This window comes from Nocardioides sp. zg-DK7169, from assembly GCF_013155365.1.
GTDB lineage: Bacteria > Actinomycetota > Actinomycetes > Propionibacteriales > Nocardioidaceae > Nocardioides.
Genome location: NZ_JABJRA010000004.1, coordinates 58,998 through 83,154 on the forward strand (window position 1 = coordinate 58,998; position 24,157 = coordinate 83,154).

General features: G+C 74.8%; 22 protein-coding genes. 13 read left to right on the top strand and 9 right to left on the bottom strand.

The genetic code is table 11. The features are described from left to right. Nucleotides 1-2: 2 nt before the first annotated feature. A complete protein-coding gene (locus HOQ23_RS07255; protein ID WP_172213309.1) occupies nt 3-875 on the bottom strand; it encodes a universal stress protein in 873 nt (290 codons plus the stop codon). Between the two features lie 284 nt (nt 876-1,159). Here HOQ23_RS07255 and HOQ23_RS07260 point away from each other — a divergent pair, with 284 nt between their 5' ends. From HOQ23_RS07260 to HOQ23_RS07275, 4 genes are read left to right on the top strand one after another with little or no spacing between them, the layout of a single operon-like run. After that, nucleotides 1,160-3,880, top strand: coding sequence for an HAD-IC family P-type ATPase (locus HOQ23_RS07260; protein ID WP_172213311.1), 2,721 nt, complete (start codon nt 1,160-1,162; stop codon nt 3,878-3,880). A gap of 58 nt (nt 3,881-3,938) precedes the next feature. Further along, complete coding sequence (locus tag HOQ23_RS07265; RefSeq protein WP_172213313.1) at nt 3,939-4,772, top strand: alpha/beta fold hydrolase; 834 nt, start codon at nt 3,939-3,941, stop codon at nt 4,770-4,772. After that, nucleotides 4,765-5,352, top strand: a complete 588-nt coding sequence (locus HOQ23_RS07270; RefSeq protein WP_216653883.1) for a TetR-like C-terminal domain-containing protein — start codon at nt 4,765-4,767, stop codon at nt 5,350-5,352. Before HOQ23_RS07265 ends, HOQ23_RS07270 begins: the two co-directional genes overlap by 8 nt. A 4-nt stretch (nt 5,353-5,356) precedes the next feature. Further along, nucleotides 5,357-6,031, top strand: a complete 675-nt coding sequence (locus tag HOQ23_RS07275) for a maleylpyruvate isomerase N-terminal domain-containing protein (protein WP_172213315.1) — start codon at nt 5,357-5,359, stop codon at nt 6,029-6,031. Here HOQ23_RS07275 and HOQ23_RS07280 read toward each other — a convergent pair. The 3 genes from HOQ23_RS07280 to HOQ23_RS07290 form a co-directional block, all read right to left on the bottom strand. Further along, a complete protein-coding gene (locus tag HOQ23_RS07280) occupies nt 6,028-7,467 on the bottom strand; it encodes a GntP family permease (RefSeq protein ID WP_172213317.1) in 1,440 nt (479 codons plus the stop codon). The two genes, HOQ23_RS07275 and HOQ23_RS07280, sit on opposite strands and share 4 nt — an antisense overlap. A gap of 2 nt (nt 7,468-7,469) precedes the next feature. After that, complete coding sequence (locus tag HOQ23_RS07285) at nt 7,470-8,003, bottom strand: gluconokinase (RefSeq protein ID WP_216653885.1); 534 nt, start codon at nt 8,001-8,003, stop codon at nt 7,470-7,472. Between the two features lie 79 nt (nt 8,004-8,082). Then, the gene (locus tag HOQ23_RS07290) at nt 8,083-9,753 is read right to left on the bottom strand and encodes a bifunctional 3'-5' exonuclease/DNA polymerase (RefSeq protein ID WP_172213319.1); all 1,671 of its coding nucleotides are present in this window, start codon (nt 9,751-9,753) and stop codon (nt 8,083-8,085) included. Between the two features lie 89 nt (nt 9,754-9,842). Here HOQ23_RS07290 and HOQ23_RS07295 point away from each other — a divergent pair, with 89 nt between their 5' ends. Both HOQ23_RS07295 and HOQ23_RS07300 read left to right on the top strand, forming a co-directional pair. After that, nucleotides 9,843-10,415, top strand: coding sequence for a class I SAM-dependent methyltransferase (locus HOQ23_RS07295; RefSeq protein ID WP_172213321.1), 573 nt, complete (start codon nt 9,843-9,845; stop codon nt 10,413-10,415). A 131-nt stretch (nt 10,416-10,546) separates the two neighbouring features. After that, nucleotides 10,547-11,746, top strand: a complete 1,200-nt coding sequence (locus HOQ23_RS07300) for an endonuclease/exonuclease/phosphatase family protein (RefSeq protein WP_172213323.1) — start codon at nt 10,547-10,549, stop codon at nt 11,744-11,746. A gap of 40 nt (nt 11,747-11,786) precedes the next feature. On the opposite strand, the gene HOQ23_RS07305 is transcribed toward HOQ23_RS07300, so the two are convergent. Next, the gene (locus HOQ23_RS07305; protein WP_172213325.1) at nt 11,787-12,083 is read right to left on the bottom strand and encodes a hypothetical protein; all 297 of its coding nucleotides are present in this window, start codon (nt 12,081-12,083) and stop codon (nt 11,787-11,789) included. A 32-nt stretch (nt 12,084-12,115) separates the two neighbouring features. Between HOQ23_RS07305 and HOQ23_RS07310 the strand changes: the two genes are divergently transcribed. After that, nucleotides 12,116-12,781, top strand: coding sequence for an alpha/beta fold hydrolase (locus HOQ23_RS07310; RefSeq protein WP_172213327.1), 666 nt, complete (start codon nt 12,116-12,118; stop codon nt 12,779-12,781). A 78-nt stretch (nt 12,782-12,859) separates the two neighbouring features. Here the strand turns inward: HOQ23_RS07310 and HOQ23_RS20520 are convergent, their stop codons facing one another. Next, nucleotides 12,860-13,537 carry a GNAT family N-acetyltransferase gene (locus HOQ23_RS20520; RefSeq protein ID WP_172213329.1) on the bottom strand — a complete coding sequence of 226 codons (678 nt, stop codon included), beginning with the start codon at nt 13,535-13,537 and terminating at the stop codon, nt 12,860-12,862. A 113-nt stretch (nt 13,538-13,650) separates the two neighbouring features. Here HOQ23_RS20520 and HOQ23_RS07320 point away from each other — a divergent pair, with 113 nt between their 5' ends. Beyond that, nucleotides 13,651-14,961, top strand: coding sequence for a CaiB/BaiF CoA-transferase family protein (locus HOQ23_RS07320; RefSeq protein WP_172213331.1), 1,311 nt, complete (start codon nt 13,651-13,653; stop codon nt 14,959-14,961). A gap of 49 nt (nt 14,962-15,010) precedes the next feature. Here HOQ23_RS07320 and HOQ23_RS07325 read toward each other — a convergent pair whose 3' ends face one another. Beyond that, nucleotides 15,011-15,604, bottom strand: coding sequence for a TetR/AcrR family transcriptional regulator (locus HOQ23_RS07325; RefSeq protein WP_172213333.1), 594 nt, complete (start codon nt 15,602-15,604; stop codon nt 15,011-15,013). A 90-nt stretch (nt 15,605-15,694) separates the two neighbouring features. On the opposite strand from HOQ23_RS07325, the gene HOQ23_RS07330 reads away from it, so the two are divergent. Further along, on the top strand, nt 15,695-17,149 hold the full coding sequence (locus HOQ23_RS07330; protein WP_172213335.1) for a DHA2 family efflux MFS transporter permease subunit: 1,455 nt from the start codon (nt 15,695-15,697) through the stop codon (nt 17,147-17,149). 18 nt (nt 17,150-17,167) lie between these two features. On the opposite strand, the gene HOQ23_RS07335 is transcribed toward HOQ23_RS07330, so the two are convergent. Continuing rightward, nucleotides 17,168-18,205, bottom strand: coding sequence for an RNA polymerase subunit sigma-70 (locus HOQ23_RS07335; protein ID WP_172213337.1), 1,038 nt, complete (start codon nt 18,203-18,205; stop codon nt 17,168-17,170). 101 nt (nt 18,206-18,306) lie between these two features. Further along, the gene (locus tag HOQ23_RS07340; RefSeq protein ID WP_172213339.1) at nt 18,307-19,527 is read right to left on the bottom strand and encodes an MFS transporter; all 1,221 of its coding nucleotides are present in this window, start codon (nt 19,525-19,527) and stop codon (nt 18,307-18,309) included. A 23-nt stretch (nt 19,528-19,550) separates the two neighbouring features. On the opposite strand from HOQ23_RS07340, the gene HOQ23_RS07345 reads away from it, so the two are divergent. From HOQ23_RS07345 to HOQ23_RS07360, 4 genes are all read left to right on the top strand, one after another. Continuing rightward, complete coding sequence (locus HOQ23_RS07345) at nt 19,551-20,138, top strand: TetR/AcrR family transcriptional regulator (protein ID WP_172213341.1); 588 nt, start codon at nt 19,551-19,553, stop codon at nt 20,136-20,138. Nucleotides 20,139-20,310: 172 nt separating this feature from the next. Beyond that, on the top strand, nt 20,311-21,084 hold the full coding sequence (gene thiM / locus HOQ23_RS07350) for a hydroxyethylthiazole kinase (RefSeq protein ID WP_172213343.1): 774 nt from the start codon (nt 20,311-20,313) through the stop codon (nt 21,082-21,084). Nucleotides 21,085-21,160: 76 nt separating this feature from the next. Beyond that, the gene (locus HOQ23_RS07355; protein WP_216653888.1) at nt 21,161-22,543 is read left to right on the top strand and encodes an LLM class flavin-dependent oxidoreductase; all 1,383 of its coding nucleotides are present in this window, start codon (nt 21,161-21,163) and stop codon (nt 22,541-22,543) included. Beyond that, nucleotides 22,540-24,114 (top strand): rhodanese-like domain-containing protein, encoded by a 1,575-nt coding sequence (locus tag HOQ23_RS07360; RefSeq protein ID WP_172213345.1) that lies wholly within the window; start codon nt 22,540-22,542, stop codon nt 24,112-24,114. The genes HOQ23_RS07355 and HOQ23_RS07360 overlap by 4 nt, the downstream gene beginning before the upstream one ends. The last annotated feature ends 43 nt before the right edge of the window (nt 24,115-24,157 follow it).

Genomic DNA, 24,157 nt, shown 5'->3' on the forward strand with positions numbered 1-24,157 from the left:
GCTCAGGGATGTCCGCCCAGCGGATTCCCGTTCACGGCGCCCGGGTGCAGCGCGGACGTCGGCGTGTCCGGGACCACGAGCACCGGACAGGCGGTCTGGTGGAGCAGGCCGCGGGTGACCAGGCCGAGCCCGGGTGCGGTGCGGTACACCGCCCGGCGTGCGCCGATCAGCAGCGCCGAGGACTCGTGGGAGTGGCCCACCAGGGCCTGCACCGGCGAGGCCACGTGGACCTCGAGGTTCACGAAGACGTCGGCGCGCTCGCGCAGGGCGCCGAGCTCCTCGACGATGCGGTGCGACCACCGGCTCAGCGCCGCCTCGGAGGGCCGGTGCCCGCCGGGGGGCTGCTCCAGGCCCCAGGCGTGCACGACGCGCAGCGGGAGCCGGTGGGCGGCCGCGACATTGAGAGCCACGCCGAGCAGGTGCCGCGAGGTCCCGGGATCGTCGACGGCAACGGTGATCGGCGGCCCCGGGACGGTCGTGGTGTGCCAGCCGGGCGGGACGCAGGCCACGGCGGGTACGCCGGCGGAGGCGTCGATGCGTCCCACGCCCTCGAGAAGCGCTCCGAGGTCGCTGCGCTGGGCCACCACGACCCGGGCGTCGGCCTGGGCACGGAGCGCGGACTCCAGCGTCGGGGCCGGGTGCAGCTCGCCGCTGACGGCGGTCGACGGGCCGGCCAGCGCCCGCGCGGTGCGCAGGGCGCGCTCCATGGGCGGGTGCGCTCCGCTCCGCGACCCGCGGTCGGGGCCTTCGTGCCCGACGATGCGCAGGCGGCACCCGAGGACCTCTGCCTCCCGCACGGCGAAGCGCAGGGCAGGGTCGAGGTCACGCATCGGGACGCCGATCACCACGCTCGACGCCCGGGTCTGGGGGGACACGACTGGCTACCACCTCGCTCGCCGGAGCACCCACCGTCTCGCGGGGGAACCGGGACGCGGCAGGGCTTGGTGCCGAGAACCGGGAGGACCAACGTCCCACCGTCGCCGGGTCCTCCACGTCGCGCTGCCGCACGCGGGCCGCGGGCCGCACGGGACCGTGAGCGTGCCTCGAAGGCGTCGGGCGTCCGGAAGGGGCCGGGGTCGTCGACCGCGCCGGGCGGGACCCGCCCGACAGGGGACCATCGGCCCTGTGACGGATGCGCCGGGGGCGGTCGACTCGGATGATGGACGCGGACACAGCCGACGTACGCGGACGGACCCCTCACGATCTGGCGGTCCCCGAGGTCCTCGCGCTCCTGCACACCGATGCCGACGCGGGACTGGACGGGCAGGAGGCGGCCCGCCGGCTGGCCGCCGACGGGCCCAACCAGCTGCCGCGCCCGCGCACGGCCGGACCGGTCCGGCGCTTCCTGCGCCAGCTGAACAGCCCGCTCGTCTACGTCCTGATCGCGGCCGGGATCGTCACCTTCGTGCTCCGGGAGTACGTCGACGCCTCGGTGATCGCGGGCGTCGTGGTGGTCAACGCGATCCTGGGCTTCATCCAGGAGTCCAAGGCGGAGTCGGCCCTGGACGCCCTGCGCTCGATGGTGACCACCGAGGCGCGGGTGATCCGCGACGGCTCGATCCGGACGGTGCCCTCGGAGGACCTCGTGACCGGGGACCTGGTCCTCGTCGAGGCCGGCGACAAGGTCCCGGCCGACCTGCGGCTGGTGCGGAGCACCGAGCTGCGCGCGGACGAGTCCGCCCTCACCGGGGAGTCGCTGCCGGTCGACAAGGCCGACATGGTGCTGGCGCCGGAGACCCCGGTCTCGGACCGGCGCAACATGCTCTACTCCGGCACGCTGGTCACCAACGGCACCGGCGCCGGGATCGTGGTCGCCACCGGCGCCGGCACCCAGCTGGGCGAGATCCACCGACTGGTCGGCAGCGCGGACACGATGGCCACGCCGCTGACCCGCAAGCTGGCGTCGTTCAGCACCTGGCTCACCGTCGTCATCCTCGCCCTGGCGCTGGTGACCTTCGTCGTCGGCGTGCTGCGCGGGGAGCCGGCGGCCGACATGTTCGTCGCCGTCGTCGCCCTCGCGGTGGGCGCGATCCCTGAGGGGCTGCCCGCGGCGGTGGCCATCACTCTCGCGATCGGTGTCTCCCGGATGGCGCGGCAGCACGCCGTGATCCGTCGCCTGCCCGCCGTCGAGACCCTCGGTGGGGCCACCGTCATCTGCTCGGACAAGACCGGCACCCTGACGCAGAACCGGATGACGGTGCGCACCTTGTGGACCTTCACCCAGGAGGTCCCCGTCGAGGGCGCGGACGCCGTGAGCCCGGGCGGGCCGCAGCCGGAGGTGCTCCTCGACGAGGCGCTGCGCTGGACGCTGGTGATCGGCGCCAACTGCAACGAGTCGCGGCTGGACGACGACGGCGGCGACATCGGGGACCCCACCGAGACCGCGATGCTGCGCGTCGCCCGACGCTACGGCGTCGGCACCCACACGCTGCCCCGTGTCGGCGAGGTGCCGTTCACCTCGGAGCGGCAGTACATGGCGACGCTGCACACCGATCCCGGGAGCGGCGGGCAGGTGCTGCTGGTCAAGGGCGCGGTCGAGCGGGTGTCGGCCCGGTGCACCGGGCAGCTCGGCGCCGACGGCTCGAGCCTGCCCCTCGACGCGGACGCGGTGCACGAGGCGGCCGAGCGGCTGGCCGCGGACGGGATGCGGGTGCTGGCGACCGCCGTCGCCCGGGACCCCGCGCCCGATGCGCTGGACGAGCTCGCCGCCGGCCGCGGCCACGGCCTGGTCCTCGCCGGTCTCCAGGCGATGATGGACCCGCCGCGCGACACCGCGCGGAGGGCGGTGGCGACGTGTCGCAACGCGGGGCTCCAGGTCAAGATGATCACCGGCGACCACGCCACGACGGCCGCCTCGATCGCCCGCCAGATCGGGATCCTCGGCAACGGCGCCCCGGAGGGGGTCCTGGCGGGCGCGGAGCTCGAGCGGGTCACCGACGAGGAGCTGCCGGACGCCGTGGAGCGGACCTCGGTGTTCGCGCGGGTGAGCCCGGACCAGAAGCTGCGGCTGGTCGGCGCGCTCCAGTCGCGCCACCACGTGGTGGCGATGACGGGGGACGGGGTCAACGACGCGCCGGCGCTCAAGCAGGCCGACATCGGGATCGCCATGGGGCGCGGCGGCACCGAGGCGGCGAAGGACGCCGCCGACATGGTGCTGCTCGACGACGACTTCGCGACCATCGAGGCGGCCGTCGAGGAGGGCCGCGGCGTCTACGACAACCTCACCAAGTTCATCGTCTGGACGTTGCCGACGAACCTGGGGGAGGGCCTGGTCATCCTGGTCGCGATCCTGCTCGGCGCGGCCCTGCCGATCCTCCCGACCCAGATCCTGTGGATCAACATGACCACCGCCGTCGCGCTCGGCCTGATGCTCGCCTGGGAACCGAAGGAGGCGGGCATCATGGACCGCCAGCCCCGGGACCCGCGCCAACCGTTGCTCACCCGCACGATGGTGCTGCGCACCGTGCTGGTCTCGGTGCTGTTGGTCGTGGGCTCGTGGTGGGTCTTCCAGTACGAGCGCGGCGCCGGGGCGTCCCTCGACGTGAGCCGCACCGCGGCGGTGAACCTGTTCGTGACCGTCGAGGCCTTCTACCTGTTCATCTGCCGCTCGCTGACCGGCCCGTCGTGGCGCGTCGGCCTGTTCACCAACCGGTGGTTGCTGGTCGGCGTCACGGTGCAGGCGATCGGGCAGGCGGCGCTGACCTACGTGCCGGCGATGAACACCCTGTTCCAGACCGCCCCGCTGGACTGGGAGACCTGGCTGCGGATCCTCGGCGTCGCGGTGGTCATCAGCCTCGTGGTCTCGCTCGACAAGGCTCGGGCGATCAGGTCCGAGGCGCGGTCCTCCGCTCGGACCGCGGTGGGTGCGGGGGCGGGGTGACACCAGGGGCTAATGCTGTTAGCCTTTTGGCTATGAGTATTAGCCACGTGGGGGAATCATGACCCAGCACCTCGCCCGGGAGAGCGGCCGGATCGCCTACGAGGTCGAGGGCGCTGGGCCGCTGGTCGTCCTCGCCCACGGGATGGGGGACAGTCGCGCGGCGTACCGGTTCCTCGCGCCGCAGCTCATCGCGGCCGGCCACCGCGTCGCGGTGACGGACCTGCGCGGGTGCGGGGAGTCGAGCACCGGCTGGCCGTCGTACACGCGCACCGACGTCGCGGGCGACCTGCTCGCGCTGGTGCGCCACCTGGGTGGCCCCGCCGTGCTGGTCGGGCACTCGTTCTCGGGCGGGTCGGTGACCATCGCGGCCGCGCAGGCGCCCGACCTGGTGCGCGGCATCGTCGAGCTGGCGCCCTTCACCCGCAGGCAGTCGCTCCGTCCGCGGGACCTGCGCGCGCGGAACCACCGCACCGCCATGCTCCGGCTGCTGATGACCGCCGTGCTGGGCAGCACCACCTGGTGGCAGCGCTACCTCGAGGTCGCCTACCCGGGACGCCGGCCCGCGGACTGGTCCGCCCAGCTGCGGCGGATGGAGGCCGAGCTGGGGGACCGCGGCCGGATGCGGGCGCTGCAGGCGATGGCTCGATCGGCCCCGGTCGACGCCGGTGCCCGGCTGGGCGAGGTCCGGTGCCCCGCACTCGTGGTGGAGGGCTCGCTCGACCCGGACTGGGCCGACCCGCGCGCCGAGGGGGAGGCGGTCGTGGCGGCGATGCCGGCCGGGATCGCGACGCTCGCGGTGGTCGAGGGTGCCGGGCACTACCCGCACACCCAGTTCCCCGACGAGACGGCCGCGCTGGTGCTGGGCTTCCTCGAGGCCAACGCCCGTGCCTAGGGCCGGGCTGGACGCGGAGCTGGTGGCGGCCGGCGCGGCCGCGCTCGCCGACGAGGTGGGGCTCGCGAACGTCACGATGGGGCTGCTCGCCGAGCGGCTCGGCGTACGCGCGCCGTCGCTCTACAAGCACGTCAGCGGACAGGCCGACGTGACCCGGCGGGTCGCCGTGCTCGCCCTCACCGAGCTCGGCGACGCCCTGCGCGACGCACTGGCGGGCAGAGCCGGCAAGGACGCCCTGACCGCGGCAGCGCGCACCCTGCGGGAGTACGTCGTCGCCCACCAGGGCCGCTACTCCGCCACCGTCCGCGTCGACCCCGACGGGGGACCCGACGACCCGCTCGTCGCCGCCGGTGCGCGGGTCCTGGACGCGCTGTCGGCGGTCCTGGTCGGCTACGAGATCGAGCCGGCCGACACGGTCCACGCGCTGCGGACGCTGCGCAGCCTGCTCCACGGCTTCGCGGTGCTCGAGGCCGCCGGGGGGTTCCAGATGCCCACCGACCTGGACGACAGCTTCACCTGGCTCGTCGACTTCGCGGATCGTGGACTGCGTGCGCACGGGGGCGGCGCGGGGGCACCATGACCGGATGGGGACCACACATTCGACCGACACGGCACCCACCGGGCGGCCCGAGCACCTCGCGGTGGCCGCCGCGGGGAGGACCGCGGAGCTGATCGCGGACCCGGCCGTAGCCCGGGGCTGGGGCGAGGACTCGGTGCTCCCGGGCTACCGGGTGGGCGGTCTGGCCGCCCACCTGGCACGCGCGCTCGAGACGGTGCGCACCTACCTCGCTGCCGACGCGCCGGCCGTGGACGCCCGGCTCGTCGACGCGGTGGGCTACTACCGCGCGGTCCTCGGTGAGCACGACCCGCGCAGCAGCGACTTCCACCAGGCCGTGCGCGAGCGCGGGGAGGCCCGTGTCGCCGCGGGCCACGACACGCTGGTGACCGAGGTCCGCGGCGCCGCCGACTGGTTCGCGGCCGAGGAGCTCGACCTCGACCGGCCGGTCAGCGTGCTCGCCGGCACCGCGATGCGGCTGGGCGACTACCTCGACACCCGGCTCGTGGAGATGCTCGTGCACGGGCGTGACCTCGCCGCCAGCGTCGCCCTCCCCATCCCGGCGTACGACGAGGAGGCGTGGCGCACGGTCGCGCAGGTGCTGACCCGAGCGACGGCGGCGCGCCACGGGTGGCGGGGCCTGGCGCTCGGCCTCGCGCGCCCCGAGCTCGGCGTCGGGGCGTTCACCGTCGGGCCCGCCTAGACGACCAGGCCCAGCAGCAGCACGAACACCAGGCCGACCACGGAGATCGCGGTCTCCATCACCGACCAGGACTTCAGCGTCTGGCCGATGGTCAGCCCGAAGTACTCCTTCACCAGCCAGAAGCCCGCGTCGTTGACGTGGCTGAAGAAGACCGAGCCGCAGCCGATCGCGAGCACGAGCAGCGCCAGCTCGGGGGAGTCCAGGCTCGCCGCGACGCCGCTGACGATCCCGCTGGCGGTGATGGTCGCGACGGTCGCGGACCCGGTGGCCAGGCGCACGCCGACGGCGACCAGCCAGCCGAGCAGGAGCGGGGAGATCCCCGAGCCCTGGGCCCAGTCGCCGATCACGTCGCCGACGCCGGCGTCGACGAGCATCGCCTTGAAGCCGCCGCCGGCCGCCACGATCAGCAGGATCGAGGCGATCCCCGGCAGCCCGGAGCCGAGGGACCGCTCGACCTGGGTGCGGTTCATGCCGGTGCGGAAGCCGAGGAACCACATCGAGACGAGGACAGCGGCGAGCAGCGCCACGGCCGGGGTGCCGATGAAGACCAGTGTCTGCAGCACGCGGCTGTCGTCGTCGTCGATGGTCAGCTCCGCGATCGCCCGCGCGAGCATCAGCACCACCGGCAGGGTGATGCACACGACCGCGGCCGCGAAGCCGGGGCGCCGGGTCACGCCCTCGGCGAGCGGGGTGCGGGCCTCGTCCTCGACGCCCGCGCCTGCGCGCCCCGAGGCGGGGCCGGCGTCCTCGGCGCCCGTGCCGGTGCCACCGGTGGGAGCGAGCGCGAGGGTGGTCGCGTGGGTGGGGACCCACTGCTCCACGAACCGCGCGAGCAGCGGGCCGCAGATGACCAGGGTCGGGAACGCGACGATCAGCCCGAACAGCAGGGTGAGGCCCAGGTCGGCGCCGAGGTTGTCGATGGCGACCAGCGGTCCCGGGTGCGGAGGCATCAGCCCGTGCAGCACGGACAGGCCGGCGAGGGCGGGGATCCCGACGCGCATGATCGGGATGTCCATCTTGCGGGCGACCAGGATGACCACGGGGACGAGCAGCACCACGCCGACCTCGAAGAACAGCGGCAGGCCGAGGATGGCCGCGATCAGCGCCATCGCCCAGGGCAGGCCGGCCTTGCCGACCCGACCGATGATGGTGTCGACGATCGTGTCGCTGCCGCCGGAGTCGCTCAGGATCTTGCCCACCATGGCGCCGAGCGCGATGAGCAGCCCGACCGACCCCACGGTGTCGCCGAACCCGACCGTGAAGCTGTCGACGATGTCGAGCGGCGCCACCTCGGCGGCGGTGCCCATCACGGCCGCGCCGAGGATCAGCGCGAGGAACGGATGGATCTTGGCCCACACGATGAGCACCACCACGGCGGCGATGCCCAGCAGGGCGGCGATGACGAGCTGGGTGTTGCCGGCATCGGTGAGCTCCATGGCTACTCCGTTCGGGGTGCGGGGAGGTGCAGCGACTCGACGGCCCGGGCGAGCACGTCGGGCACGGATCCCTCGACCGAGACCGTGACGCCGGGCTCGTCGGGCTCCAGCGGCTCGAGGGCGGCGTACTGGCTCGGGAGCAGGGAGGGCGGCATGAAGTGGCCGCCGCGGTGGCTGAGGCGGTCACCGACGAGGTCCTCCTGCGCCGCGAGGTGGCAGAACTCCACCTCGGGGCGTCCCTCGCGCAGCAGGTCGCGGTAGGAGCGGCGCAGCGCCGAGCAGGTGACCACGGCCGAGCGGCCGGCAGCGATCTCAGCGGACATCCAGTCCCCGATCGCCCGCAGCCACGGCCAGCGGTCCTCGTCGGTCAACGGGTGGCCCTCGTGCATCTTGGCGACGTTGGCCTCCGGGTGGAACGCGTCGCCCTCGGCGAAGGTCCACCCGGTGAGCGTGGAGATGCCCTTCGCGATGGTGGTCTTGCCGACTCCCGAGACGCCCATCACGACGATCTGCCTGACCCGTACCTCGGACCCCATGCTGGGACGGTACTGAACCGCGACGGCCGTGTCGCGGTTCAGTACGGGTCCGACGGCGAGCGGACGGCGCCGGGCTGGCTCAGGTCTCCGGGACGACGCCCACGCCCGACTTGCCGGCCTCGGCGTAGGACCGCACCGTCGAGACGCTCAGCGGGAAGTCGACGGGCAGGTCGCGGAACAGCAGGGCGGAGGCGGTGGCGGCCGCCGCGCGGGCCTCGGTGGCGACGGCCTCGGCGAGGGCGGCCGGTGCGTGCACGACCACCTCGTCGTGGAGGAAGAGGACCAGGTGCGGGTGCGAGGTGAGGGGACCGCTGCCGCCCAGGCGCCACAGCCGGTTGCGCAGGTCCGCGATCCAGCACAGCGCCCACTCCGCCCCGGTGCCCTGCACGACGAAGTTGCGGGTGAAGCGGCCGTACGCGCGCCGTACGCGGGCCTGGCGGTCGGGGTCGGCCGGCGACTCGCCCGGGTCGCGGCCGGGGTCCCCGGCGTCGCCGGCGTCGCCCGGGCGCGGCGAGCCGCGCCCCAGCAGCGTGCGCACCACCTGCCCGCGCTCGCCGGCGCGGGCCGCCGCCTCGAGGAGGCCGAAGGCGTCGGGGTAGCGCCGGGTGAGCCCGGCGACCATCCGCCCGCTCTCGCCGCTGGTGGCGCCGTACATCGCGCCGAGGAGGCCGAGCTTGGCCTCGTTGCGGCTGGCGACCGCGCCGTCCTCGACCATCCCCTGGTAGAGGTCGGTGCCGCGGGCGGAGCGGGCAAGGGCGCGGTCCCCGCTCATGCCGGCCAGCACGCGCGGCTCCAGCTGGGCGACGTCGGCGACGACGAGCACCCAACCGTCGTCGGCGATCGCCGCCGCGCGCACCTGCGCCGGGAACGACAGCGCCCCGCCGCCGTTGGACGACCAGCGCCCGGTGCTCGAGCCGGCCGGCTGGTACGACGGGCGGAACCGGCCGTCGCTGACCCACTGGTCGACCCAGGCCCACCCGTTGGTGGAGAAGAGCTGGGCCAGCTGCTTGTAGCGCAGCAGCGGCGCGATGCCCGGATGGGGCAGCGCGCGCAGCGAGGACGCCCGGGTGTCGGTGACCTCCAGCCCGGCCCGGCGCAGCGCGGCCAGCAGCTCGGGGCGGGAGTCGGGGTTGAGCCCCGGGGCGTCGAACGCGGCCCGTACCTGGGCGGCGAGCTCCTCGAGCCCGCGCGGGCGGGCGCCGCGCGGCGGTCGCGGACCGAGCAGGTCGGTGAGCAGCCGCTCGTGCACGTCGGCGCGCCACGGCACCCCGGCGTCCGTCATCTCGGCGGCGACCAGGGCACCGGCCGACTCCGCCGCGAGCAGCAGGCCCAGCCGGGACGCCTCGCCCGAGGCGACCACGGCCGCCTGCTGCCGGGCGTCCTCGAGGTCGGCGCGCAGGCACGCGGTGGCGTCGTCGACGGCGAACAGCGCCGGGTCCGAGGGGGTGCTGGGCCCGAGCCGGTCCCAGAGCGCCGACTGCTCGCCCTCCAGCAGCCCGGCGCCCACGGCGGGCGCGCGCCGCAGCAGGTGGTGGGCCAGCCGCAGGTCGTGGCAGCGCTCGACACGTACGCCGGCAGCCAGCAGCGGCGGGTACCAGCGCGCGGTGTCGTCCCACACCCACCGCGGCGAGCCGGCCTCGCGGGCGTCGACGAAGGCCGCCAGCTCGCTCCCCGCGATCACGCGCTCCGCGCCGTCGTCGACCACCAGCACCCGGTCCCCGGGCAGGCGCGACAGGGAGACGCGGGACATGCCACCACCCTCTCAGCCCACCCGCCGTCCCACGTCGTCGGCCGAGCGGCGTTCTGTTGGTCGAGCCTCTCGAGCCCTGGGGTCGCCGGATGAGCCGCGAGCACTGGGACCGCGAGGCCGCGACCTTCGACGACGAGGCGGACCACGGGCTCGCGGATCCCGCCGTCCGCGCCGCCTGGCGCGCGCTGCTGCTGGGGGTGCTGCCGCCGGCCCCGGCGCGGGTGGTCGACCTCGGCTGCGGCACCGGGACCCTGACCCGCCTCCTCACCGACGAGGGGTACGTCGTGGACGGCCTCGACCTCTCCCCGGAGATGGTCCGCCGGGCGCGGGCCAAGGTGCCCGAGGCCCGCTTCACGGTCGGCGACGCCGCCGACCCACCGCTCGAGCCCGCGGCGTACGACGTGGTGCTCGGCCGCCACGTGCTCTGGGCGCTGCCCGATCCCGCCGCCGCGTTCGCCGCCTGGGCGGGCCTGCTCGTGCCCGGTGGCGTCGCGGTCCTCGTCGAGGGCAGGTGGGCGACGGGCGCCGGCCTCCCGGCGGAGGCGGCCGCCGCGATCGTGCGGGGCGCGGGCCGGGAGGCGACGGTGCAGCCGCTGCCGGACCCTGCGCTGTGGGGTCGGGCGATCACCGACGAGCGCTACCTGCTGCTCAGCCGCCACTGAGCCGGCGTACCGGGCGAGCGGTCTGGACCGCCGTCCCGATACCGCCGAACGGGGATGCGCCTCTCGGTGCCGCCGACCACAGTGACCTGACCGCGGTCAGCGTGGACCGCCCGTCGATCGGAAACGCATCCATGAGACTCACCCACCGCCTGCTCGCCCTCCCCGCCACCGCCGCACTGGTGGTCGGCATGCTCGCCACGGGCGGGCCAGCGGCGGCGGAGCGATCGGACCCGGGGACAGCGCAGCTGGCCGGCCAGGCCCAGGGGGCCCAGGAGGTCGCCGCCCGGGGCGGGAAGAAGAGCGGGCCGAAGCTCAAGGTGATGACCCAGAACCTCTACCTGGGCTCCTCGCTCGACCCGGCGCTCAACGCGGGCACGGCCGGGGAGTTCCTCGGCGCGGCCGCGCAGATCTACGGCGGCGCCGTGGCCAGCAGGTTCCCGGTTCGTGCCGCCGCGATCGCCAAGACCGTGGCCCGCACCAAGCCGCACCTCATCGGCCTGCAGGAGGTCACCCGCTGGACGACGCTCCCGCTGGCCGCCGGCGCGAACCCCCCGTCGTACGACTTCTTGAAGATCCTGCAGTCCGCGCTGCGCAAGCAGGGGCTCTCCTACCGCGTCGCCGGGGTCGTGGACAACGCCACCATCGGCCCGGTTCCGCTGGTGGCGCCGCAGTTCGGCTGCGTGAACGTCGCCTCGACCAGCAGCTTCGACTGCGCGGTGACGCTGAAGGACCGCGACGTGATCCTGGTCCGCAAGGGCATCCGCGGCCTCGAGCTCGGCAAGGCAGTGACCGGCCGCTACGCGGAGCAGCAGTCCTTCCCGGTGCCGGGCACCGACGGCCTCACCCTCGACTTCGGCCGCGGCTGGGTGTACGTCGACGGCACGCTGCGCGGCTCGCGGTTCCGCTTCCTCAACACCCACCTGGAGATCGGTCGCTTCGGGGCCGTGCAGGAGGCGCAGGCCGCCGAGTTCCTCGCCGGTCCCGCCAAGGCCGGCCGCCCGGTGATCGCGACGGGTGACTTCAACTCCCCGGCCGACCCGACGGTCTCCACCACCAGCACGTACGTCGACCTGACGCGCCGCTGGTTCGACGACGCGTGGGCTGTCCGCGGCAGCGCGCTCGGCTTCACCTGCTGCCAGAGCGGGGCCCTGGACAACCCCACCAAGAGCCTGCGTACCCGCATCGACCTGATCCTGACGCGCGGCGTCCAGACCCGCTTCGCGCGGGTGGTCGGCGCCAAGCCGATCGCCGAGACCGTGCCGCGCTGGGCCTCCGACCACGCGGGCGTGGTGGCCGGCCTGCAGCTGAAGGCCAAGCGGACCGCTCGCTGAGCGGTCCCACCGACCCGACCGGTCCGGACCGGCTCGCGCCTCAGGGGCGCGGGTCGGTCCGGGTCCAGGGCTTCTCGTCGCGGCGGTGCCCGGTGCCGGCGAGGCACCTGCGACACACGGAGGTCACCTGGTCCGCGTCGCGCCCGGTCGCGGGCTGCACGTCGAGCCAGTCGATGTGGGAGAACCGGCCCAGCCTGGCCTTCTTGATCGGTACGCCGCACACCGTCTGGTTGGTGCCCGGCAGCCAGGCATGGACCTCGCCGGCCGGTGACCGGAAGCCGTCGGGGTCGATCCAGGAATCGGTGGCGGCCACGGCCGCCCGGACACGTCGGGGCATGGCCGTGCGGTACCCACCCGCACACTGAGGTGGTGGACGCCTCGAGGGTCATCGCCGTACCCGGCCTCGGTCTGGGGGTCGAGTCGTGGCGCCCCGTGCTCGCCGAGTGGGGCGTGGGGGAGGAGCGGGTGCGGCTGCTGCCCGGCTACGGCCTGCCGGTCGGGCCGGAGGGCGTCCGGGCTCCCGCCGAGCTCGCCGTGGACCTCTGCGCGACGCTGACGGGCCCGACCACGCTGCTCGGCCACTCGGCGAGCTGCCAGGTCCTCGCCCACGTCGCGCGCCTGCGTCCCGACCTCGTGGACGCCTTGGTGCTCGTCGGTCCGGCCACGGACCCGCGCGCCCGCTCCTGGCCGGCGCTGGCCGCGCTGTGGGTGCGGACCGCCGCGCACGAGGACCCGCGGCAGGTGCCGGTGCTCGTGCGCCAGTACCGGCGTACGACGCTGCGCTCCATGCGCGCCTCCATGGACGTGGCCCGGCGTGACGACCTCGCGGCGACCCTGGCCGCGGTCACGCGCCCCGTCGTGCTGGTGCGCGGCGCCCACGACCGGCTGGCCCGCCACGACTGGCTGCGCCACCTCGCCGACGGCGGGCCGGACCGACAGGTGGTCGAGATCGGGGGCGGTGCGCACATGGTGCCGATGACCCACCCCGGGCCCGTGGCGCGCGGGGCCGCGTCCGCCCTCAGCCGGCTGCGCTGACCCCGGCCGTGCTGACCCCGGCCGTGCTGACCCCGACCGTGCTGACTCCGACCGGGCCGACGCGCGACGCGCCGCCGCTCACGGGACGCGGTGGCCGTGGAAGGTCACCCGCCGGTGCAGCGTGAAACCGAGGCGCTCGTAGAGCTCGATGGCGCCCCGGTTGTCCTCGCTCGCGTGCAGGAAGGGCCGTTCCCCGCGCGCCAGGACCTGCCCGACCAGGTGGCGCACCAGCCGGCTCGCGTGCCCGCGTCCCTGCGCCTCGGGGGCGGTGCACACCGCGCTGATCTCGGTCCACCCCGGCGGCCGGAGCCGTTCGCCGGCCATCGCCACGAGGCGTCCGGCGTCGCGGACCCCGACGTACGTCCCCATCTCGACGGTCCGCTCCCAGAACGGCCCCGGGTGCGTGCGGTCGACCAGCGCGAGCATCTCCGGGACGTCCGCAGTGCCGAGGCGCACGACGTCCGCGTCCCGGACGGGCGGTACGGCGGTGGGGCCGACCATCTGCACGCCCGCCATCGCGAAGACCGGCTCCCAGCCGGCCGGCGGCCGCACCGGGGCGCTGAACAGGTCGGCGAACCCGCCGCTGCCCAGCAGGGCGGCCAGGTCGTCCCAGTCGGCGCGCTCCGGCCGGGGCGGTACGGCGACGAAGGTGGCGACGTCCGGCCGGTAGGCCAGGGCGCGCCCGCGCCGGCGGGCCAGCGGGGCGTGGCGCCCGCGCAGCGAGGCGGCGACGGGGTCGTCGGGAGGACCGGACACCGCCCCAGCATCCCGTGCGGCCTCCGGGCCCGGGTCGCCGGACCGCGCCAGACCACCCGGACCACATCGCGAGCGAGCGCGTCGCCGGTCCGTGGTGACGCGATCATGGGGCCATGACCTCCCGCGAGACCGCTGACAGCACCGCCCCACGGACCGGCGCCGACGCCCTGCCTCTGGCGGGGGTCCGGGTCGTCGAGCTCGGCAACTACATCGCCGCGCCGACCGCCGCGCGGATGCTCGCCGACTTCGGCGCCGAGGTCATCAAGGTCGAGCGGCCTCGGACCGGCGACGAGCTGCGCAACTGGCGCCTGTACGCCGGGGACACCTCGATGCTCTACCGCACCATCAACCGCGGGAAGCGGTCGATCGAGCTCGACCTGCGCTCCGAGCAGGGCCGCGAGACGGTGCTCGACCTGGTCGCGGTCTCCGACGTCCTGATCGAGAACTTCCGCCCCGGCACCCTGGACGCGTGGGGGCTGGGCGCCGACGTGCTCGCCGCCCGGAACCCCGAGCTGGTCGTGTCCCGGATCTCCGCGTTCGGCCAGACCGGCCCGATGTCGCAGCGCCCCGGCTTCGCGGCGGTCGCGGAGGCCTACGGCGGGATGCGCGAGCTGGTCGGCGAGAGCGACCGGCCGCCGTCGCGCGTCGGGGTCTCGATCGGGGACTCCATCGCGGGGCTCTACGCCGCGTTCGGCGTCGTGATGTCGCTGTTCGACCGAGACCGGCGGCGCGGGCGGGGCGACCGTGCGTGGGCGCCCACCGAGCGCCAGGTCGACGTCGCGCTGCACGAGGCGGTGTTCTCGATGATGGAGTCGCTGCTGCCCGACTACTCCGCCCACGGCGTGCTGCGGGCCCGCGCCGGCGGCCGGATGGAGGGGATCGCGCCGTCCAACGCCTACACCTGCGCGGGCGGTGAGTCGGTCGTCATCGCCGGCAACGGCGACTCGATCTACGGCCGGTTCATGGAGGCGATCGGGCGCCCCGACCTCGCCACCCAGCCCGACCTCGTGACCAACGCCGGGCGCTGGGCGCGCCGCGACGAGATCGACGACGCGATCAACGCCTGGACCGGCGCCCGCGACCGCGCGGAGGTGCTGCGGGTGCTCGACGCCGCCGGGGTGCCGGCCGGGCCGATCTACACGGCCGAGGACATCGTCGAGGACGAGCAGTACCTCGCCCGGGACATGGTCCAGCACCTGCCCGTCGACGTGGCCGGTTCCACCGTCGAGGTCGCCTTCCCGGGCATCGTGCCGCTCCTGGGCGAGCGCTCGGTGCCGGTCAGCGCCCCCGGCCCCGACCTCGGCGCCGACACCCACGCCGTGGTCGTCGACCTCCTCGGCCGGAGCAGCTGCCCGTGCCGCGACTGCGCCGCGGCCGCCTCGGCCGCCGAGGCCGGGCAGGAGCGGGTCGCGCCCCGCGGCTAGCGGCACCGCACGTCGCCCCGGACCGTCCGCGTTCCCCAGCCTTCGGGGCTCAGAGACCGCCTTGGCGCCGCAGCGACTCGCACGCGGCGTCGTACGTCGCGACCAGCCCGGGTCCCGAGGGATCGGCCGCCCACTGGTCCAGCGCGACCCGGACCACCGCCGCCGTGCGCACCAGCGCGACGCGCACGGTCAGCGGGTCCAGGCCGAGCGTCTCGGTGAGGGTCGCCTGGGCGCGGGCCAGCCGCTCCTCGTCGACCGCGATCGCCGCGAGCAGCAGCTTCGGCTCGTGCGCGACGAGCCGCCACTGGCGCAGGGTGTCGCGCCCGACGCCGTCGCGGCCGTCCTCGATGGCCGCGAGGGTGTCGCGCGACATCGCCGACAGCTGCGGCACGAGGGGCTCGCCCGGGCGCAGCGCGATCAGGGCCTCGTCGTAGGTGCGCTCGACGGCCGGATCGGGCAGGAGGGCGGCGCGCTCCTTGCTGACGGCGTAGCGGAAGACGGTGCGCGGTGACACGCCCGCCGCGTGGGCGATGTCCTCGACCGTGGTCCCGTCGACCCCGCGCTCCTCGAACAGCGCGAGCGCGGCCTCACGGATCTCGCGCTCCGTCTGGTGGCGCCGACGGTCCTGCAGGGCCTCGGTCATGAGATCAGCCTAGCGGGGAACAACGACACTTGCTGTCGCGTTGACACAGACTGCCACCACGGCATCCGCTGCCGCACGACCAGGAGAACCATGACGTCGCCCGCCACCACGGCACCCACGGACCACTCGGCTCCGTCCCTCCCGCCCGACCTGCGAGTGGGGCCGCTCATCGCCCTGCTGGTCGGCTCGGCGTTCGTCCTCATCCTCAACGAGACGATCATGAGCGTCGCGCTGCCGGAGCTGATGAGGGAGTTCTCGGTCGCCGCGACGAGCGCCCAGTGGCTGACCACGGCGTTCCTGCTGACGATGGCGATCGTCATCCCGGTGACCGGCTACCTGCTGCGACGCTTCACCCTGCGCCAGGTCTTCCTGGCCGCGATGATCTCCTTCGTCATCGGTACGGCGCTCGCCGGCGCGGCGCCGACGTTCGAGGTCCTGGTCCTCGCCCGGGTCATCCAGGCGGTCGGCACCGCGCTCGTGATGCCGCTGCTGATGACGACCATCCTCACCGTCGTCGAGCCCGCGCGGCGCGGCCGGATGATGGGCACGATGTCCATCGTCATCTCCGTCGCCCCCGCCATCGGGCCCACGGTGTCGGGCGTCATCCTCGACCGGCTCGACTGGCGGTGGATGTTCTGGATCGTCCTCCCGTTCGCGCTCCTCGCCCTCGGGCTCGGCGCGGCGTGGGTCCGCAACGTCACCGAGCCGGTGCGCTCCCGGATCGACGTGCCCTCCGTGGCGCTCTCCGCCTTCGCCTTCGGTGGCCTCATCTACGGGCTCAGCAGCATCGGGGAGTCCGCCGCCGGCCATGCGCCGGTGGCGCCGTGGATCCCGCTCACGATCGGTGCCGCGGCGCTCGGGCTCTTCGTCTGGCGCCAGCTCGCGCTGCGTGATCGCGCGCTGCTCGACCTGCGAGCCTTCGCCAGCAGCACCTTCGCGATCGCCGTCGTCCTGGTCGCCGTGAGCATGATGGCGCTGTTCGGCTCCCTCATCCTGCTCCCGATCTACCTCCAGTCCGTCCTCGGCCTCTCCACCCTGGACTCGGGCCTGATGCTGCTGCCCGGCGGGCTGGCGATGGGTCTGCTGGCGCCCGTCGTCGGCCGGGTCTACGACCGCGTCGGGCCGCGCCCGCTCGTCGTCCCGGGCGCGGCCATCTCCTCCGTCGCGCTGTGGTCGATGACGACCTTCGGCACCGGCACGAGTCAGGGGACGGTCGTGGCCGTCCACGTGCTGCTCAGCGTCGGCCTCGCGCTGATGCTCACCCCGCTGATGACCTCGGCGCTGGGATCGCTCCCGCAGCACCTCTACGCCCACGGCAGCGCCATCGTCTCGACGCTCCAGCAGGTCGCCGGCGCCGCGGGCACTGCCATCTTCATCACCGTGATGACCCGCGGCCAGGTCGCCGGCGCCGAGGACGGTCTCTCGCTCGTCGACGCCACCGCCGACGGGATCCATGCCGCCTTCCTGTACGGCGGCGTCATCTCGGCGATCGCGGTCGTGATCGCGTTCGCCGTACGACGCCCCGCGGTGCCCACGCCCTCCTGAGGGGATCGGCGGCTCGGCTCAAGGCAGCACCAGCGGCAGGTCGAAGAACGCGAGGTGCCGCGGCCCGAACGTGGTGATGGCGGTGATCTCGCCGCCGGCGACGGTGATCACGTCCAGGCCCTGGGCGCGGTGCTCGCCGCTCATCTCGCGGGTCTCCTCCGCGGAGGGGCGCTGGACGTAGTGGGCGAGGGCGGGCTGGCGGTTGGCCCAGGTCAGGACCGAGCGCCGCTCGCCCTGGTAGCGCTCCGAGGTGGGGTCGAGGTCCCGCGCGGTGAGCGTCATCAGGGCGGCGCGCCCCGCCAGCCAGTCCTGCTGCGACGGGATGGTCTGCTGCACGTCCGCGGCCAGGAGGTCGGCGATCCCCTGGAGGTCGGCGCGCTCGTGGGCCTCGGCGAGACGGCGTACGAGCGCGAGCTCCTCCGCACCGGGTTCCGCGCCCGCGGTGGGCTTCTCGTGCTCCGGCGCCAGGTTCACCCTCATGCTCAGCCGCGCCCGCTGCAGGGCGCTGGCCACCGAGGTGACGCCCCGGTCGAGCAGCGCCGAGGTGTCGTTGGTCGACCACCCGAGGACGTCGCGCAGGACGAGCACCGCGCGCTGCCACGGGGAGAGCTGCTGGAGGGCCACGACGAACGCCAGCTCGATGGTCTCCCGCGGCGCCGGGTCGGCGCCGGGCTCGCCGTCGGCTGGTGCGGCGGCGTCGAGCAGCCGGTCCGGGTACGGCTCCAGCCAGCCCACCGCCAGCGGCGGTCGGGCACCGGGTGACTCCACCAGCGGCGGCCGGAGGTAGCGGGTGACCCGCCGGTTCTCGCGGTCCAGGAGGTCCAGGCAGGCCAGGGTGGCGACCTTGTGCAGCCAGGCCCGCAGGGACGGCTCGGCGCGCAGGGTCCCGCGCCGTCGCCACGCTCTGAGGAACGTCTCCTGCACCAGGTCCTCGGCGTCGTGGAACGAGCCGAGCAGCCGGTAGCAGTGCACCCGCAGCTCGTGGCGGTGCGTCTCGACGGCGGCCGCGAAGGCCTCGGGCTCACCCACCAGCGTGGCGACCGACTCCTCGTCCATGCTGCCCCTCCTGGAGCTCGTGCCGGACCGTGGCCCCGGGGGGCGATCGTATGGCCGTCCGCCCCACGGGGGACAGGCCGCCGGGGAGGCGGTGGACGGGCTCAGGTCCTCCCGACGCTCCGGGCCTCTGCGCCCGGCTCGGCCGGGGCCGCGTCGAGCGCGGGGGCCGGGGGAGGGGGGAGCCGGCGGCGCCCCCCGCACGCGGCCGCGAGCACGGCGGCGAGCGCGGCAAGCAGGAACGTCGCCGACAGGTCGGCGCGCGCGGAGATCGCGCCCCCCGCCGACGACCCGGCCGCCTGGCCCACCACGAGGGTGATGAAGACGACGGAGGTGCCCGCGGCGGCCCGGGTCGGGACGAGGCGCGCGGTCCAGGCGATCAGGGCCGAGGTCGCCGCGACGAAGCCCCACCCGAAGACCGCGCACGCGAGGACGGTCAGCGCCAGCGGGCCGGGCGCGATCAGTCCCGCCGTCGCGAGGGCGGCGACCAGGGTGGTCAGCAACCAGGCGCGCGGTGCCGGAAGCGCGCTCAGCCGGCGCGCGGTCAGCACCGTCGCCGTGCCGCCGACGCCGATGCCGATCCACGCGAGGATCGAGCCGGAGTCGCTGGCGCCGGCGGCGACCAGATGGGCCCGCCCGTAGGTCCACACCGCGGACGAGGCGCCGCCGAGCAGCAGCGCGCCCGTGGCGGGAAGACCGAGCGCCGGCAGCCACCGGGTCCCGCCGCCGGCGGCGGTGGTCGGCTCCTCGACCGGGGTCGGGCGCGGCCGGTCGAGGAGCAGGACGCAGAGCCCGGCCGCGGCCGTGAGCGCCGCGCTCACCGCGAAGCCGAGCCGCCACTGGGTGAGCACCAGGGCCAGCAGGCCGGCGCCGACCAGGCCGGGGCCGGTACCGCTGTTGACCACGGCCTGGGCGCGGTCCCGTCGGGCGGTGGGGATGTTGCGCGCCACGACCGCCACCATCCCGGGTGAGGCGAGTCCGGCGCCGGCCGAGGCGAGGATCGCCGACGGCACCAGGAGCGCCATCCCGGGGGCGAGCGCCATGCCGAGCGCGCCGAACGACGCCGTGCCCCACGCGCCGACCACGAGCAGCCGCGCCCGGCCGGGCGCGAGCAGTCCCACCAGCGCTCCCGCGCAGTAGGCGGCCGAGGCCCCCGAGGACACGTAGCCCGCGACGGCGGAGCCCATCGACACCGAGGCCTGGATGTCGGGCAGGAACAGCCCGTAGGCCAGCCGCACCAGCCCGTAGGTCCCGGCGATCAGGCAGATGCCCGCGAGGACCAGGGCGGTCTCCCGATCGGGCCGCCACGAAAACGCTCGTTTCACTTTGCCAACCTATAGTTCAGGAGGTGAGCACCCGCGAATCCACCCGGACCCGGCTCCTGGACGCCATCGACGAGGTGGTCTTCGCCGCGGGCGACGCCACGGCGCCGGTGGACCGGATCCTGGAGCGGGCGGGCGTGTCGCCGGCGACGCTGTACCGGGCGTACGCCAGCAAGGACGAGCTCGTCGCCGCGGCCCTCGACCGGCGGCACCGCGAGTGGCTGGAGGTCTGGGACGCGGCGGTGGCGCGCGCCGACACCGACCGTGCCCGGTTGCTGGCGGTCTTCGACGCGCTCGAGGACTTCCGGGCGCGCGCGAGCGGCGCCCGGTGGTGCGCCTTCCTCGGGACCGCCGCCGGGTACGCCGACCCGCCGCCGACCCTGGCCGAGGCCTTGCGTCAGGAGTCCGGCGCGCTGCGCGCCCGGCTGCGCGAGCTCGCCGAGCCGGTCGCCGGGCCAGGGGCGGCCGCGCTCGCCGAGGCCCTGGTGCTCGTCTACTCCGGCGACCTCGCGATGCGGCTGCGTCCCGATGGCCCCGAGCCGGTCCCGGGACTCGCCCGGCAGGTCGCGGCGCTGCTCGTCGAGCACGCCGAGCACGCCGAGCACCTGCGGTAGGCGGCCGTCGTGGCGCCAGGGGGCGCGTCCCGACCGCGCGACGAGAGAATAAGTCGATGTCTTTAGTTGACTTCGGGGTGGCGCTGCATCAAACTGCATACAGTTGTATGCGTAGGTGCGAGGCGGTTGCCTCGGTGCCGCGCCACCCACCGTCGCGAGGAGCACGAAGCACATGGACACCCTGAGCTGGGCGGACGCGACGGCGCGCGCCGACGTGCGAGCGGTCCGCGAGCAGGCCCCGTTCGTCTACGGCCTCACCAACTTCGTCGCCGCCGGGCTCAGCGCCAATGCGCTGCTCGCGCTCGGCGCCGGCCCTGCGTTCGGTGCGGCCCCCGGCTGGGCCCGCGCATTCCCCGCCGGTGCCGGCGCGGTCTTCATCAACGGAGCGGCGATGATGTCGGGCGCCACCCCCGAGGACCTCCTCGAGGCGGCGTCGACGGCGGCCACGGCCGGTACGCCGTGGGTGCTCGACCCGGTCGCGGTGGGCGCCGGCGCCCCGGCGTACGACGACGTCATCGCCTCGCTCCTGGCCCACAGGCCGGCGATCGTCCGCGGCAACGCCAGCGAGGTCGCCGCGCTCGCCGGGCGTGCCGGCGGGGCCTCGGGCGTGGACTCCACGCTCGACTCGAGCGCCGTCGTCGGGCTGGTCGCCGAGCTGGCGGCCCGCCTCGAGACGGTGGTCGCGGTCTCCGGGGCCACCGACTACATCTCCGACGGGACCCGCACCGTGGCCGTCGCAGGCGGCTCGGAGATGATGCCGCGCGTCACCGGCACCGGCTGCAGCCTCGGTGGCGTCTGTGCTGCGCTCGCGGCGGTGACCGACCCGTTCGCCGCCGCGGTCGCCGCCCACGTCGCCTACGCCGAGGCCGGCGAGCGCGCCGGTGCCCGCACGAGCGGCCCCGGGTCGTTCGCCGTCGCGTTCCTCGACGAGCTCGCCGCGCTCTGACACGCCCCCTCTTCGTCCCCTCCACCCGCGCGGTCCGTCTCCGCGCACCACCTCGCCCGCACTGAGGAGATCCACCGTGCCCACCAAGAAGTCCATGCACCTGGCGGCGTTCATGAACGCCGGCCCGCAGGGCACCGTCGGCTGGCGCCACCCCGACGCCGGCGACGGCTTCCTGAGCGCCGAGCACTACATGCACATCGCCAAGGTCCTCGAGGACGCCTGCTTCGACCTGGCCTTCGTCCCCGACGCCCTCGCCGTGCCCCGCAGCCTCGGCGGCTCCTTCGACCCGGCGATCCGCTACGGCTCGGGCAGCCCGCGCCTGGACCCGATGACCGTCCTCTCGATCATGAGCGCGGTCACCACCGACCTGGGCGTGGCCGGCACGATCTCGACCGGCTACAACGAGCCCTACAACGTGGCCCGCCAGCTGGGCACCCTCGACCACCTGAGCGGCGGCCGCGCGGGCTGGAACATCGTCACCAGCTTCCAGGACGCCGAGGCGCAGAACTTCAACCAGGACAAGCTCCCCGATCGTGCGGCGCGCTACGCCCGCGCCGAGGAGCACCTCGAGGTGACCACCCGGCTGTGGGACTCCTGGTCCGACGACGCGCTGGTGCGCGACAAGGAGAGCGGCGTCTTCGGGCGTCCCGAGGAGGTCGAGGCCATCGACCACGTGGGGACCTACTTCCAGGTCCAGGGTCCGCTCGGCGTGCCCCGCACGCCGCAGGGCTACCCGGTGCTGATCCAGGCTGGCGCCTCGCCCGCCGGCCGCGACTTCGCCTCCCGCTGGGCCGACGTCGTCTTCTGCAGCCACGAGTCGCTGGAGTCGGGCATCGCGTTCTACCAGGACATGAAGAAGCGCGCCGCCGACCACGGGCGTGACCCCGACCAGCTGCTGATCCTCCCGGCGGCCACCACGGTGGTCGGCACCGACGTGCGTGACGCGATGGCCAAGCACGAGGCGTTCTTCGACCTCGTCGACCACATGGCCGGGCTCTCGCGGCTGGCCTACCACGTCAACGTCGACCTCACGAAGTACGACCTCGACGGCCCGCTGCCGTCGCTGGAGGTCGTCGGCGTGGAGGGCCACTACCGCGAGGTCGTGGAGTTCGCCGAGCGCGAGAAGCTCAGCATTCGCGAGATCGGGCGCTGGTACGGCGCGCGCACCGAGGGCAACATGATCGGCTCGGCCTCCGACATCGCCGACACCATGGAGCAGTGGATGGACAGCGGAGCCGCGGACGGCTTCATGATCCAGGCCACCCACGTCCCGGCAGCCTTCGAGGACTTCGCGGCCGAGGTCGTGCCCGAGCTCCAGCGGCGCGGCCTGTTCCGCACCTCCTACGAGGGCGCCACCCTGCGCGAGAACCTCGGCCTGCGCCGTCCCGAGCGGGGCGAGTGGCGCAACCGTGCCGCCTCCGCGCTGGCCGAGCGCCGCGCCGGCCAGGACGGCAAGTGACCTCGGCGAGCAGCCCGGTCTCCTCGCTGGTCCCGGCCGGCTGGCTGGTCGAGCACGCTGGCGACGAGCGGCTGGTCGTCCTCGACGCGAGCATCACTCGCGGCGAGGACGGCGACGGGCGGACCGTCTTCAGCGACGGCGAGGAGACCTACCGGGCCGGGCACGTCCCGGGCGCGGTCTTCGCCGACCTGTTCACCGTGTGGTCCGACCCCGATGGCGAGTACGGCTTCACCCGGCCGACGCCGGCGCAGGTCGAGGCGGCCGCCCGGGCCGCCGGGATCGGTCCGGACTCCACGGTGGTCGTCTACGACCAGCTGAGCGGGGCCTACGCCGCCCGGTTGTGGCTGGTGCTGCGGTCCTACGGGTTCCCCGACGTCCGCATCCTCGACGGCGGGTACGCCGCGTGGCTCGCCGCAGGTGGTGCGGTGGAGACCGGGCCCGGCGTCGAGCCGACGCTCGGCGCGGGGTTCACCGCGGTCGACGCCGGGGTCTTCGCCGACCTCGACGAGGTCCGCGAGGCGGCCCTGGGGCCCGACGCGGGCGTCCGGCTCGTCTGCGCGCTGCGGCGCCCGGAGTTCCTCGGCGACGAGACCCGCGAGCGGTCCGGGCACATCCCCGGCAGCGTGAACCTGCCCTACCCCGACGTGCTGGAGGAGGACGGGACGGTCTCGCTGGACCGGACCCGCGCGCTCGCGGCAGAGCTCGGCATCGACGCCGGCACACCGGTGGTGGCCTATTGCGGCGGCGGCGTGAACGCCGCGGGCCTTGCGCTGGCCTTCGTCGAGGCGGGCCTGCCGCTGCCGAGGGTCTACGACGCCTCCCTCAACGAGTGGCGCGCCCGCACCGAGCTGCCGATGGAGGTCGGCGAGGGGGCCGGCGCCATCCGGGAGACCCTGGTCGTCTTCGACATCGACGGCACCCTGCTGCACTCCGACGGCCAGCACAACACCATCATCACCGCGGTGCTGGCCGGCCACGGGCTGGACGCCACGATCAAGGCGTTCGGGACCTACACCCACTACACCGACTCCTGCGTCATCAACGAGGTCCACGAGGCGACCTTCGGGGCCCCGGCGAGTGCCGAGCTCCTGGAGCGGCTGGACCGCGAGTACCGCGAGGCACTCGAGGCCCACGTCGCCGAGCACCCCATCGTCGAGGTCCCCGGTGCACGCCGCGTCGTCGAGGAGCTCGCCGCCCTGCCCGGCGTACACACGGCGTTCGCGACCGGGTCGCTGCGCGGGATGGCCGAGCTGAAGCTCGCGATGGTCGGCGTCGACGCCGCCTCGGTCGTGCTGTCCACCGCGAGCGAGCACTACAGCCGCGAGGAGATCGTGCGGGCCGCGATCGCCGGCGTCGTCGAGCGGGTCGGCCACGACCGGCTGGACCTGGTCATCCTGGGCGACGGCGCCTGGGACGAGCGGACGGCGGCGCAGCTGGGGATCCCCTTCGTCGGGCTCGCCACCGGCAGCCACACGTTCGGCGCAGAGGCGGTCCGGGTCCTCGACGACTACACGGGCCTGACCGGGAGCGACCTGGTCGCGCTGGCCCGTCCCTGGCCGTCCTCCCTGTGATCGAGCAGACACCGTGTGCCGTGGGTCGCAGGCTCTGAGAGAC